The organism is Streptomyces sp. NPDC050759, from assembly GCF_044456945.1.
In the GTDB taxonomy this organism is placed as follows: Bacteria; Actinomycetota; Actinomycetes; order Streptomycetales; family Streptomycetaceae; genus Streptomyces.
Window position 1 is genome coordinate 1,048,793 of record NZ_JBITGI010000001.1, and the last position, 12,842, is coordinate 1,061,634.

The 12,842-nt window shown below is 70.1% G+C and carries 10 protein-coding genes and 1 pseudogene; 4 read left to right on the top strand and 7 right to left on the bottom strand.

Going from position 1 to position 12,842, the window contains the following annotated elements; all coding sequences use genetic code 11:
• Positions 1 to 19: 19 nt before the first annotated feature.
• Positions 20 to 458, bottom strand: a pseudogene (locus tag ACIBJB_RS04630) (VOC family protein).
• 123 nt (positions 459 to 581) lie between these two features.
• Between ACIBJB_RS04630 and ACIBJB_RS04635 the strand changes: the two are divergent.
• Both ACIBJB_RS04635 and ACIBJB_RS04640 read left to right on the top strand, forming a co-directional pair.
• Positions 582 to 1,124 (top strand): CGNR zinc finger domain-containing protein, encoded by a 543-nt coding sequence (locus tag ACIBJB_RS04635; protein WP_398926409.1) that lies wholly within the window; start codon positions 582 to 584, stop codon positions 1,122 to 1,124.
• A 228-nt stretch (positions 1,125 to 1,352) separates the two neighbouring features.
• A complete protein-coding gene (locus ACIBJB_RS04640; protein ID WP_398926411.1) occupies positions 1,353 to 4,646 on the top strand; it encodes a S8 family serine peptidase in 3,294 nt (1,097 codons plus the stop codon).
• A gap of 90 nt (positions 4,647 to 4,736) precedes the next feature.
• Here ACIBJB_RS04640 and ACIBJB_RS04645 read toward each other — a convergent pair whose 3' ends face one another.
• Together ACIBJB_RS04645 and ACIBJB_RS04650 are read right to left on the bottom strand one after the other, a co-directional pair.
• Positions 4,737 to 5,432 carry a hypothetical protein gene (locus ACIBJB_RS04645; RefSeq protein WP_398926413.1) on the bottom strand — a complete coding sequence of 232 codons (696 nt, stop codon included), beginning with the start codon at positions 5,430 to 5,432 and terminating at the stop codon, positions 4,737 to 4,739.
• 1 nt (position 5,433) lies between these two features.
• Positions 5,434 to 5,955, bottom strand: a complete 522-nt coding sequence (locus ACIBJB_RS04650) for a sigma-70 family RNA polymerase sigma factor (protein ID WP_398926850.1) — start codon at positions 5,953 to 5,955, stop codon at positions 5,434 to 5,436.
• A gap of 206 nt (positions 5,956 to 6,161) precedes the next feature.
• Here ACIBJB_RS04650 and ACIBJB_RS04655 point away from each other — a divergent pair, with 206 nt between their 5' ends.
• The gene (locus ACIBJB_RS04655) at positions 6,162 to 7,181 is read left to right on the top strand and encodes an aspartate-semialdehyde dehydrogenase (RefSeq protein ID WP_398926415.1); all 1,020 of its coding nucleotides are present in this window, start codon (positions 6,162 to 6,164) and stop codon (positions 7,179 to 7,181) included.
• Positions 7,182 to 7,242: 61 nt separating this feature from the next.
• On the opposite strand, the gene ACIBJB_RS04660 is transcribed toward ACIBJB_RS04655, so the two are convergent.
• Positions 7,243 to 7,590 (bottom strand): type II toxin-antitoxin system PemK/MazF family toxin, encoded by a 348-nt coding sequence (locus ACIBJB_RS04660; RefSeq protein ID WP_398926417.1) that lies wholly within the window; start codon positions 7,588 to 7,590, stop codon positions 7,243 to 7,245.
• Complete coding sequence (locus tag ACIBJB_RS04665; protein ID WP_398926419.1) at positions 7,577 to 7,807, bottom strand: ribbon-helix-helix domain-containing protein; 231 nt, start codon at positions 7,805 to 7,807, stop codon at positions 7,577 to 7,579. Before ACIBJB_RS04665 ends, ACIBJB_RS04660 begins: the two co-directional genes overlap by 14 nt.
• 108 nt (positions 7,808 to 7,915) lie before the next feature.
• Here ACIBJB_RS04665 and pepN point away from each other — a divergent pair, with 108 nt between their 5' ends.
• Positions 7,916 to 10,492, top strand: a complete 2,577-nt coding sequence (gene pepN, locus ACIBJB_RS04670) for an aminopeptidase N (RefSeq protein WP_398926421.1) — start codon at positions 7,916 to 7,918, stop codon at positions 10,490 to 10,492.
• Between the two features lie 153 nt (positions 10,493 to 10,645).
• Here pepN and ACIBJB_RS04675 read toward each other — a convergent pair whose 3' ends face one another.
• Positions 10,646 to 11,404, bottom strand: coding sequence for an SDR family NAD(P)-dependent oxidoreductase (locus tag ACIBJB_RS04675; protein WP_398926423.1), 759 nt, complete (start codon positions 11,402 to 11,404; stop codon positions 10,646 to 10,648).
• Between the two features lie 84 nt (positions 11,405 to 11,488).
• A complete protein-coding gene (locus tag ACIBJB_RS04680; protein WP_398926425.1) occupies positions 11,489 to 12,799 on the bottom strand; it encodes a sigma-70 family RNA polymerase sigma factor in 1,311 nt (436 codons plus the stop codon).
• Positions 12,800 to 12,842: the final 43 nt, after the last annotated feature.

Sequence of the window (12,842 nt, forward strand, 5' to 3'; positions counted from 1 at the left end):
GCTCCCTTGGCTCCCATGGCTAGAAGAAACCGCAGGTCGGAGCCGTACCGGAGGGTGCCGGGGCTTCCTCGGCGCCGCTCGGCACGGAGATCTCCAGGCGGGTGCCGTCGGGGTCGTGGAAGAAGATGCCGCCCGACCCCGCGCCCTCACGGTGGGCGACCACGCCCTCGTAGGCGAAGTCCACTCCGTACGCCCGCAGCGCCTCCTCGTACTCCCTCACCTTCTCGATCGTGTCTGCTTCCAGGGCGAGGTGGTGCAGGCCCGCGCGCTCGGCGGCGTACGACTGCTCGGCCTGCTGCCAGAGGGTGAGGACGAGGGTCTCGCCGTCGCCGAGGAAGGCGTAGCGGCGGCCTTCCTCCTTGCCCTCGGCGAGTGGTGTGAAGCCGAGGACGTCCCGGTAGAAGCGAACGGTCGAGGTCGGTGACGTTCAGGCCGATGTGGCCGGTGCGCAAGGTCACGGCTGTCCCCTTCAGCTTGGCCAACCCGCTTGGTTAACCCTTGTTAGCGACTTTAGAGGTTAGGAGCGACGGATGCAACCAGTCACGTACTCTTGACCGGTTAGTACGGAAGGGAGCCCCCACATGCCCGCCACCCGCGACCCCCGCCCACTCACCGGCGAGCCGCTCGCGCTCGACCTGCTCAACACGCGGTGGATGAGCGAGGGGACCCTCCAGGACCTTCTCGCCGACGTCGACGGGCTGGCGGTGTGGCTCGACTCGACCGGACTGAGCGGTGATTACGTCGCTGACGGCAGGATGCTGCGGCACGTCCTGGAGGCCCGGGAGGCCCTGCGCACGGCGGTGGACGGGTCACTGGAGAAGGGGGCACCGCTGGTCGACGCCGTCCTGGAGCACGGGCGGGTCCGGGTCGCGCTCACCCCTCAAGGACCCGTCGAGCGACCCGAGTTGAGGGACCCCGACTGGGGACCGGCCTGGCTCGCCGCGCGCAACTACCTGGAGCTGCTCACCGCCGCGCCGGACCGGATCCGGTCATGCGCCCACGACGCGTGCGTGCTCCACTTCTTCGACACCTCGAGGAACGGCACCCGGCGCTGGTGCTCGATGGCGACCTGCGGCAACCGCGCGAAGGCGTCCCGGCATTACGCGCGCACCAAGGACGCCTGAGGGTCACTGAGGGGAATTGCCCGCTTTTTCAAGGTACTTCGCCGATGTCCCCAAAGGGCATCGCGGGTTTTCCCCATACACCCATATCGATTCGGTCAACTCTCCCTAAACATCCTTCCCATGCGTAAAGCTGTGCGGTCATCCGGGGTCTTCTTCCGGATCACCGTGACCAGGACCGATCGGTCCCGGTCACCAACCCGCTCGTTCCTTTACCTACAAGGGATGCCGATGACCCTCACCCCCCAGCACCCTCCGATATCGGGCGCGAGACGTGTGGCGCGCATAGCGGTGGCCGCCGGTCTGGTCGCCGCGCTCTCCGCGGCGGGGCCGATACCCATGGCCTTCTCCGCCGCCGCGGACGACGCCCCCGCCGCCTCCGACCCGGGCCTGAAGTCCGCCGACGAGAAGCTCGGTTCGGACGACGCGGACGCGCTCGCCGAGGCCAAGGCCGACGGCGCCAAGAACATCACGCTGATGGTCGCCACCGCCCCCGGGAAGACCGAGCAGGTCGCCGAGGAGCTGGACGCGGTCAAGGGCGGCCTGGTGGGCCTCACGTACGACAAGCTCGGTTACGTCCGGGCGACCGTCCCCACCGCGAAGGCGGACTCGGCCATCGCCGCCGCCGCGAAGCTCTCCTCCGTGCACGGCATCGACGTCAAGCAGGACATCCCGCTGGACGACCCGACGCCGAGCGCCGACACCGCCAAGGGTGCCGCGCACAAGGCCGCGAAGACCTACCCGGCGCCGAGCGCGAAGACGCCCGCCGAGAACCCGTACAACCCGTCCTTCGAGACGGGCGCCGTCGACTTCGTGGAGGACCACCCGAAGGCGGACGGCCGCGGCGTCACGATCGGCATCCTGGACTCCGGTGTGGACCTCGGCCACCCGGCGCTGCAGAAGACCACCACCGGTGAGCGGAAGATCGTCGACTGGGTGACGGCGACCGACCCGGTCTCCGACGGTGACGCCACCTGGCGGCGCATGACCACCGCGGTCTCCGGCCCGAGCTTCACCTTCGACGGCCGCACCTGGACCGCGCCCGCCGGGTCCTACCAGGTCAACCTGTTCCGCGAGTCCGCGACCACGGGCGGCGACGCCAAGGGCGACGCGAACCGGGACGGCGACACCACCGACACCTGGGGCGTGCTGTACGACAAGGCCGCCGGGACCGTCCGGGTCGACCTGAACAACAACCAGAACTTCGCCGACGACACGCCGATGAAGCCGTACAAGGACGGCTACCAGGTCGGCTACTTCGGCACGGACGACCCGTCGACCGACGTGGCCGAGCGCCAGCCGTTCGTCGTCGAGATCCGCAAGGACGTCGTCTACGACGCCGCGGGCAGCAAGGCCGACTACGTCAACATCGGCGTCATCGAGTCCGAGCACGGCACCCACGTCGCCGGCATCACCGCCGCCAACGGCCTGTTCGGCGGCAAGATGAACGGCGCGGCCCCGGGCGCGAAGCTCGTCTCCTCCCGTGCCTGCACCTGGACCGGCGGCTGCACCAACGTGGCGCTGACCGAGGGCATGATCGACCTCGTCGTCAACCGCGGCGTCGACATCGTCAACATGTCGATCGGCGGCCTGCCGGCGCTCAACGACGGCAACAACGCGCGCGCCGAGCTCTACACGCGCCTCATCGACACCTACGGTGTCCAGCTGGTGATCTCCGCGGGCAACTCCGGCCCCGGCGTGAACACCATCGGTGACCCGGGCCTGGCCGACAAGGTCATCTCGGTCGGCGCGACCATCTCCAAGGCGACCTGGGCCGCCAACTACGGCTCGGCCGTGGAGAAGAAGTACGCGATGATGCCGTTCTCCTCGCGCGGTCCGCGTGAGGACGGCGGCTTCACGCCGACCCTGTCCGCCCCGGGTGCCGCCATCAACACCACGCAGACCTGGCTGCCGGGCGCCCCGGTCGCCGAGTCGGGCTACCCGCTGCCGGCCGGCTACTCGATGCTCCAGGGCACCTCGATGGCCTCCCCGCAGGCCACGGGCGCGTCGGCGCTGCTGATCTCGGCCGCCAAGCAGAAGCACATCGCGCTGACGCCGGCCACCCTGCGCACCGCCCTGACCTCGACCGCCGACCACATCAAGGGTGTGCAGGCGTACGAGGAGGGCGCGGGCCTCATCGACATCGTGGACGCCTGGGACGCCATCAAGGACGGCGCCACCGCCCACACTTACACCGTCAAGGCCCCGGTCGACACCGCGATCGACCAGCTCCTGAAGACCCCGGGCTACGGCACCGGTCTCTACGACCGCGAGAGCGGCCTGAAGGCGGGTCAGAAGAAGACGTACGACGTCACCGTCACCCGTACGTCCGGCGCGGACAAGGCGATCCGCCACAAGCTGCGCTTCGAGAACAACGCCGGTGACACCTTCAAGATCATCGGTAAGGGCGACGTCACGCTCCCGCTGAACCAGCCGGTGACCGTCAAGGTCCAGGCCCAGCCGAGGTCCGCGGGCGTCAAGAGCGCGATCCTGGAGGTCGACGACCCGAGGACCGAGGGTGTCGACGAGCAGATCCTCACCACGGTCGTCGTCTCGGCGCCGGTGAAGTACACCTACACCGCGTCGAACACCGTGCAGCGCAACAGCACCCAGTCGTACTTCGTGACCGTGCCCGCGGGCGCCAAGTCGCTGGAGGTCGCGATCGGCGGGCTGAAGGACAAGAGCCAGACCCGTTTCATCGCCATCCACCCCTACGGCGTCCCGGTGGACAACACCGGCACCCCGTACTGCTACAACAACTACCTCGACGGCAACGGCTGCAAGCCGGACGCCCGTTCCTACGCCGACCCGCAGGCCGGTGTCTGGGAGATCGAGGTCGAGTCGCGCCGCACCTCGCCGCTGCTCGACAACCCGTACAAGCTGGACGTCGCCGTCTACGGCGCGCTCTTCGACCCGGAGACCGTGACCGTCCCCGAGGCCAAGGTCGGCACCCCGGCCACCGCCTCCTGGAAGGTGACCAACACGCTCGCCGCGATCGACGGCAAGCTGGCCGGCGGCCCGCTCGGCTCGTCCAAGACGGCCCGCCCGACCATCGCCGAGGGCGCCACCCAGACCACCACGGTCGAGGTGCCCGCGGGCGCGAAGTCGCTCGACGTCGCCATCGGCAACGTCTCGGACGTCTCCGCCGACCTGGACCTGACGGTCTACGACGCCTCGGGCGCCGTGGTCGGCCAGTCCGCCGACGGCGACTCGGAGGAGGCCGTCTCGGTCGCCTCGCCCGCCGCCGGCACGTACACCATCGAGGTCGCCGGCTACGCGGTCCCGGCCGGCTCCACGGCGTACGACTACCAGGACGTGTTCTTCTCGAGCACCCTGGGCACCGTCACCGTCTCCGACGCGCCGGTGAAGCTCGCCACGGGCGCCTCGACGACCGTCTCCGGCAGCGTCACCGCCCTGGCGGCCGCCCCGGCGGGCCGTGAGTTCTTCGGCCAGGTCAGCCTCGTCACCGCGCGCGGCACGGTCGCGGGCGTCGGCAACGTGAAGATCGAGAAGGTCACGCCGTAACACTTCTCCGTACGGCGACAGGGGCGGGCGTCCGATGGGCGCCCGCCCTTCTCGTGCCCTGGGCGACTCTCGTGCCCCGGGCGACGGGGCCTAGCAGGTGAGCCCGCGTGAGGCCGGGAGCGAGGCGGTGATCCAGGCCCGCTCACGGGCGATCTGCTGCTCCCCGACCACCCAGTGGTCGGGGCTCGGCGAGCCCTCGGTCACGCCGAACAGGACGCGGGTGCCCTTGACGAGGGGGTCGGGAAGGTCGTACTCGCCGATCACATAGGTGAGGTTCGGCACTGGCCGGGTCGGCTTGTAGGAGTGGGTGACATGCACGGTGACCTGCAGTTCCCCGGTGGCCGGGAGCTCCTTGACCGCGGTGACCTCGCCCTCGGCGACCGTGGTGGCACAGGCCAGGTAGGACGGGCTGCCGAAGCGGACGCCGGCTTCCGCCTTGGAGGACCCCGAGTCGGCCGAGCTCAGGCTGTCCGCACCGCTGTGCCCGAGGAGCCAGCCGAGGCCGGTGACCACACTCGCGACGGCGGCCACCGCGAGGGTGCCGAAGGCGACGGTGCGGGCGCGGTGCCGGGCCCGGGAGGGTCGTGGGGGAACGGGTTTCGCGGCCGGCGCGGCCTCCGTCAGGGTCTCTCCGATGATCCGCAGCTGCTCGCGCAGGACGGCGACATCGTCCTGGGCCGAGCGGTGTTCGGCGAGGAAGGCCGGGTCGGCGGCGGCGCTCCCGGGCAGCGGTTCGTCGGTGATGGCGGCCATCAAGGCATCGAGACCGTCGTGTTCCGCGGTCATCTCACACCACCTCGTCCTCGTGCAGGCGGGCGCGCAGGGCCCGGACCGCGGTGTGCAGGCGGCTCTTGACCGTGCCCTCCGGGACGCCCAGCTCCTGGGCGATCGAGCGCACCGGCAGGTCGGCGAAGAACCGCAGCACAAGGACCTGGCGCTGCTGGTCGGGCAGCTCGTCCAGGCCCTGCGCGACGGCGAGGGAGAGCACGCTGGTGTCCTCCCCCGAGGGGTGCTCGTGCTGGCGCAGTGAGGCCAGCCGCTCCCCCAGCCGATCCTGGCGCTTCTTGGCCCGGTGCCAGTCCATGGCGAGGTTGGAGGCGACGACCGCGGCCCACGCGGACACGTCCCGTGGCGCCTCGTATCCCTTCGCCGCCCGCTCCAGCAACCGCAGGCGGACCTGCTGCACCCCGTCCGGCAGGTCCGCCTGCGGCACCCCGCCCAGGGCGAGCACGGCCCGGACCCGGCGTTCCTGCGCCGCGTCCAGGGGATCGTCCCCCTCGTGGACCCGGCGTGCCCTTCTGCGCAGCACAAGCCACCCCCTCACCGCGTTTCCTCTACGACGCCGCAGCGCACGGAAACGTTCGCCGGATCCCGTGGAAAATCGCTGAGAGGTGTACGTCACACCGTTCGGCAGTCCATTCCTCGGGCATGGAGCGCAAAGAATTGGACAGGGAGACCCGGGTCGGCCGCATGATGGAAAAGCCTCGGTCAAGTGTGAAGAGATAGGGAGTCGCCGTGAGGGTCGGAATCGTCGGAGCCACCGGACAGGTCGGCACGGTCATGCGCGGGATCCTCAAGGAGCGGAACTTCCCGGTCACGGAGCTGCGCCTGTTCGCCTCCGCGCGCTCGGCGGGGTCGGTCCTGGACGGCGTGACGGTCGAGGACGCGGCGACGGCCGACTACACCGGCCTCGACATCGTGCTGTTCTCGGCGGGCGGCTCGACCTCGAAGGCGCTGGCCGAGAAGGTCGCCTCGCAGGGCGCGGTAGTGATCGACAACTCCTCCGCCTGGCGCAAGGACCCCGAGGTCCCGCTGGTCGTCTCCGAGGTGAACCCGCACGCCATCGCGGACCGCCCCAAGGGGATCATCGCCAACCCGAACTGCACCACCATGGCCGCGATGCCGGTCCTGAAGGTGCTGGACACGGAGGCGGGCCTGCAGACGCTGATCGCCACCACCTACCAGGCGGTGTCCGGCTCGGGCCTCGCGGGCGTGGCGGAGCTGCACGGCCAGGTGCAGAAGGTCGCCGCCGACGCGGACAAGCTCACCCACGACGGCAGTGCGGTCGACTTCCCCGAACCGCAGGTCTACAAGCGCCCCATCGCCTTCAACGTCCTGCCCTTCGCGGGCAACCTCGTCGAGGACGGCCTGAACGAGACCGACGAGGAGCAGAAGCTCCGCAACGAGTCCCGCAAGATCCTGGAGCTCCCCGAGCTGAAGGTCTCCGGCACCTGTGTGCGCGTCCCGGTCTTCACCGGCCACTCCCTCCAGGTCAACGCCCGCTTCGCCCGCCCGATCACCCCGGAGCGCGCGACGGAGCTCCTGGCGGGCGCGCCCGGCGTGACCCTCTCCGACATCCCGACCCCCCTCCAGGCGGCCGGCCAGGACGCCTCCTTCGTCGGCCGCATCCGCCGCGACGAGACGGTCGACAACGGCCTCGCCCTGTTCATCTCCAACGACAACCTCCGCAAGGGCGCCGCGCTGAACGCGGTCCAGATCGCGGAGCTGGTGGCGGCGGAGCTGGGCGCGAAGTAAGCAGGCGGTACACCAGAGGGGGCGCCCACCGCGACCGGCGGGCGCCCCCTCTGCATGACGCTCAGAGCGCCAGATGCCGTCGCAGGGCCACCTCGATCTCGGCCATGCGTTGACGCGGGACCACACCGACCCGTTGCAGCAGCCGCTCCAAGGAGACGGCACGCACCTGCTCGCACTGCACCTTCGAGTCCTTGGGCAGACGGCTCTCCTCGGCACGCAAGAAGACCTGGAACGACAGGACCCGCGCGGTGTTCGATGTCAGCGGCACCACGCTGACGACGCCTCGTTCGTTCCGCTCCACCGACTGGTTGGCGCCGTCGTTGGACACGATCACCGCAGGTCTGACCTTGTTGGCCTCGCTGCCGCGAGCCGGCTCCAGGTTCACCATGTAGATGTCACCACGCCTCATCGGTGATCCCGTCTCCGCTCGTCCTGTCCCAGAGGGCGGCGTCCTCACTCGCATCCCATTCAGCGAACGCCTGCGTGTACTCCTCCGCCAGCTGCGCCTGCCGAAGCAGCTCGATGGCGTCGTGTATCACGGCCGATCGGGATTCGGCCTCCGTACGCGAGGCGTACTCGTCAACGAAGGCAACATCCTCCTGCGGCAGGCTCACACTGATCTTCATACCCCAAATGCTACCCAGAATCGCACCAGGACAGCCACTCCAGTCCGCCCCGTACTCATGGAAGGATGACCGCACCGCCGAACCTAGACATAACGAGGAGATGAACGCGTGCCTGGCACAAACCTGACTCGCGACGAAGCTCGGCAGCGGGCGACGCTGCTCAGCGTCGAGTCCTACGAGATCGATCTCGACCTCTCCGGCGCGCAGGAGGGCGGTACCTACCGGTCCGTGACGACGGTGCGCTTCGACGTCACCGAGAACGGCGCCGAGTCCTTCATCGACCTGGTGGCCCCCACGGTCCACGAGGTGACGCTGAACGGGGACGCCCTCGACCCGGCGGAGGTCTTCGCGGACTCCCGTATCGCCCTGCCGGGCCTGCTGGAGGGCCGCAACATCCTGCGTGTCGTCGCCGACGCCGCGTACACCAACACCGGTGAGGGCCTGCACCGCTTCGTCGACCCGGTCGACCAGCAGGCCTATCTGTACACGCAGTTCGAGGTGCCGGACGCCCGCCGCGTCTTCGCCTCCTTCGAGCAGCCGGACCTGAAGGCCACCTTCCAGTTCACCGTGAAGGCGCCGACCGGCTGGACCGTCGTCTCCAACTCCCCGACGCCGGAGCCGAAGGACGACGTCTGGGTCTTCGAGCCGACCCCGCGGATCTCGTCGTACATCACGGCCCTGATCGTCGGCCCGTACCACTCCGTGCACAGCGTGTACGAGAAGGACGGCCAGACGGTCCCCCTCGGCATCTACTGCCGCCCCTCGCTCGCCGAACACCTCGACTCGGACGCCATCTTCGAGGTGACCCGGCAGGGCTTCGAGTGGTTCCAGGAGAAGTTCGACTACGCGTACCCGTTCAAGAAGTACGACCAGCTGTTCGTGCCGGAGTTCAACGCGGGCGCGATGGAGAACGCCGGCGCGGTGACCATCCGCGACCAGTACGTCTTCCGGTCCAAGGTGACCGACGCCGCGTACGAGATGCGCGCCGAGACCATCCTCCACGAGCTGGCCCACATGTGGTTCGGCGACCTGGTCACCATGGAGTGGTGGAACGACCTGTGGCTGAACGAGTCGTTCGCCACCTACACCTCCATCGCCTGCCAGGCGTACGCCCCGGACAGCCGGTGGCCGCACTCCTGGACCACCTTCGCCAACTCCATGAAGACGTGGGCGTACCGCCAGGACCAGCTGCCGTCCACGCACCCGATCATGGCCGAGATCCGCGACCTGGACGACGTGCTGGTCAACTTCGACGGCATCACGTACGCCAAGGGGGCCTCGGTTCTCAAGCAGCTCGTCGCCTACGTCGGCATGGACGAGTTCTTCGGCGGCGTGCAGGCGTACTTCAAGCGCCACGCGTTCGGCAACACCCGGCTGTCCGACCTGCTGGGCGCGCTGGAGGAGACGTCCGGCCGCGACCTGGGCACCTGGTCGCAGAAGTGGCTGCAGACGGCCGGCATCAACATCCTGCGCCCGGAGATCGAGACGGACGCGAACGGTGTCATCACCTCGTTCTCGATCCGTCAGGAGGCCCCCGCGCTGCCCGCCGGCGCCAAGGGCGAGCCGACGCTGCGCCCGCACCGGATCGCCGTCGGTCTGTACGAACTCGACGACGACAGCGGCAAGCTGGTCCGTGACGAGCGCGTCGAACTGGACGTCGACGGTGAGCTGACGGCCGTACCGCAGCTGGTCGGCAAGCGCCGTCCGGCGGTCGTGCTCCTCAACGACGACGACCTGTCGTACGCCAAGGTCCGCCTCGACGAGCAGTCGCTGGCCTTCGTGACCGAGCACCTCGGCGACTTCGAGTCCTCGCTGCCGCGCGCGCTGTGCTGGGCGTCGGCGTGGGACATGACGCGGGACGCGGAGCTCGCGACCCGCGACTACCTCGCCCTGGTCCTCTCCGGTATCGGCAAGGAGTCCGACATCGGTGTCGTGCAGTCGCTGCACCGGCAGGTGAAGCTGGCGATCGAGCTGTACGCCGCTCCCACCGCCCGTGAGGCCCTGCTGACCCGCTGGACCGACGCCACGCTGGCCCATCTGCGGTCCGCGGCGGCGGGCAGCGACCACCAGCTGGCGTGGGCGCGGGCGTTCGCGGCGACGGCCCGTACGCCGGAGCAGCTGGACCTCCTGGAGGGGCTGCTCGGCGGATCGCAGGTCGTCGAGGGCCTGGCCGTCGACACCGAGCTGCGCTGGGCGTTCGTCCAGCGGCTGGCCGCCGTAGGCCGCTACGACGAGTCGGAGATCGCCGCCGAGTACGAGCGGGACAAGACGGCGGCGGGCGAGCGCCACGCGGCGACCGCCCGTGCCTCGCGGCCGACCGAGGAGGCGAAGGCGGAGGCCTGGGCGCAGGTCGTCGAGTCCGACAAGCTGCCCAACGCCGTCCAGGAGGCCGTCATCGGAGGCTTCGTCCAGACCGATCAGCGTGAGCTGCTCGCGCCGTACACGGACAAGTACTTCGAGGTGGTCAAGGACATCTGGGAGTCCCGCTCGCACGAGATCGCCCAGCAGATCGCCGTCGGCCTCTACCCGTCGCTCCAGGTCTCCCAGGAGACCCTGGACAGGACGGACGCCTGGCTGGCCTCGGCCGAGCCCAACGCGGCCCTGCGGCGGCTCGTCTCCGAGTCCCGCGCGGGCGTGGAGCGGGCGCTGAAGGCCCAGGCGGCGGACGCGCGGGCCGGGCAGTAGAACGCGGCGGGAGGCGGGCGGCCCCGGTCATCCGCCTCCCCCGCACACCCGCCGGGCCATGTACGGCGTCGTCCGCACATGCGATCGCCGTCGTCGTCACGCTCGGCGGGCTGCACACCCTGTGGCTGCGCACGTGGTGGCGGGGTCGCCGGCTCAGACGCTGACCATGCCGCCGGTGGCGTTGACGAACGTGCCGGTGATGCCGCCCGCGTGGTCGGAGGCGAGGAACACGGCGGTGGCGGCGACCTCGGCGAGGGTGGGGTTGCGGCGGGTCATGCGCATCCCGGCGAGGTGGTCGATGATTCCCTGGACGGCGCTCTCGTCGATGGCCGGGTTGACCGCGGCGAGCTTCTCGACGGTGAAGGTCTCCGGCACCCCGGCCACCCACAGCCCCACCGCCCGCACCCCGCTCGGCCCCAGCTCGATCGCCAGGTTCCGCACAAGCGTGTCGATCGCCCCGTCCGCGGGCCCGGTGCCGCCCATCATCGGACTGCCGTGCGCGGAACCGCTGTTGAGGGCGAGGATCACACCGGAACCGCGTGCGGCCATCCGGCGTCCCGCGGCGCGGGCGGTGAGGAAGTTGGCGCGCAGGCCGTCGGTGACGGGCCGCAGGAAGTCCTCGGCGGACATGTCGACCAGCGGCGCGCCCTGCACATCGCCGCGCGTGACGAGGTTGATGGAGATGTCGATGTCCCCGACCTGCTCGGCGTGCGCTTCCACGGCCGCCTCGTCCAGCGCGTCCACGACGGCGACCTCGGCGTTCTTGATGTCGGCGGCCACGGCCTCCAGGGTCTGCCGGGTCCGGCCGACGAGGTGGACCCTCGCGCCCTGCTCGGCGAAGGCGCGGGCAACGGCCCCGCCGATGGAACCGCCGGCGCCGTAGACGATCGCGGTCTTGTCGGTCAGCAGCATGATGAGCTCCTTGGAAGTGGTTCGTACGTGACGTTCATGCAGACGTATGACTCCGCGGATGCTCATCGGTCGGGAGTCGGGAGGTCACAGCCGCAGCGGCAGCCCGAACGCGGGGAAGAGATGCGGCTCGAAGGAGGTGATCTCCGCGATCCGGTCGCCCGGTCCTGCCGTGTCGAAGCGCAGGACGTCCAGGACCTGGGCGCGGTAGACGCTGGTCCCGGGTCGGCGGACGTAATTCCCCACCGCGAGCTGCCCGTTGGCGCGGGTGGGCAGGCTGCGCCAGTGGCCGAGGAAGGCCGGTGAGGCGGGGTCGAGACTGACCCGCACGAAGTCGACGAGCGCGTCCCGGCCGGTGAACCAGAACGGGTTGGGCGGCATGGTGAGGACGACGTCCTCGGCGAGCAGTGCGGCCATCGCATCGAGGTCGAGGCGCTCGACGGCGGCCATGTACCGCTCCAGCACGGCCTGCTGCTCTCCGGTCGGGGCCACGGGCCGCCAGTCGGCACGCTCCCGTGGCAGGTGCACGCGCAGGGTCGGCCGGGCCCGCTGAAGTGCGCTGTTGACCGAGGCCACGCTCATCTCCAGGGCCTCGGCGGTCTCCGCGGCGGTCAGGCCGAGCGCGTCCCTCAGGATGAAGGCGGCCCGCTGCCGGGCGGGCAGATGCTGGATCGCGGCCAGGAGGACGAGCTCCAGGGTCTCCCGGGAGACTGCGGAGGCCTCCGGCAACTCCCCTTCGGCGACGGGCAGTTCATCGTCGGGATAGGGCTGCAACCAGGTGATACGGGCGGGTGGTTCACCGGCGCCGTGGTTCATCCCCGGCACCGGCTCATAGCGCTGCGGGCGGCGCGCGGTCCGCCGGAGAAGATCCAGGCAGGCGTTGGTGGCGATCCGGTACAGCCAGGTCCGCGCACTCGCCCGCCCCTGGAACCCGTCCCGGGCCCGCCAGGCCCGCAGGAAGGTCTCCTGCACGAGGTCCTCGGCCTCGTCGTACGACCCCGTCATGCGGTAGCAGTGCACCTGGATCTCACGGCGGTACTGCTCGGTGAGGGCGGCGAAGTCGGTTTCGGCGAGTTCCGTCACGGGGGCGGGTGTGACGGAATCCCCGGAGTCCTCGGTGGTGTCGCGTGCGGTACGGGCCACGCGCCTCAACCGCGCAACGGACGCGGACAGTTCGGCGACGGTCGAGTAGAGGGTGTCGGCGGGCTGCGGTACCAGCCGTCCGGCCTGCCGCCCGATGTCGTCGATGAGTCCCTGCACGGTGAGGCCTTCCGGCTGCCGCCGTTCCCGGTAGGCCTTCTGCCTGCAGGCGGCGGAGCAGTACACGGACCCGCGGCCCGTACGCCCGGCTCGCGCGGCGAGCGGCTTCCCGCACACCGGACAGACGTCTTCGGACACATGCGCCTCCGGGAATTGCGTAACGCCGGACCGGGGTGACGTT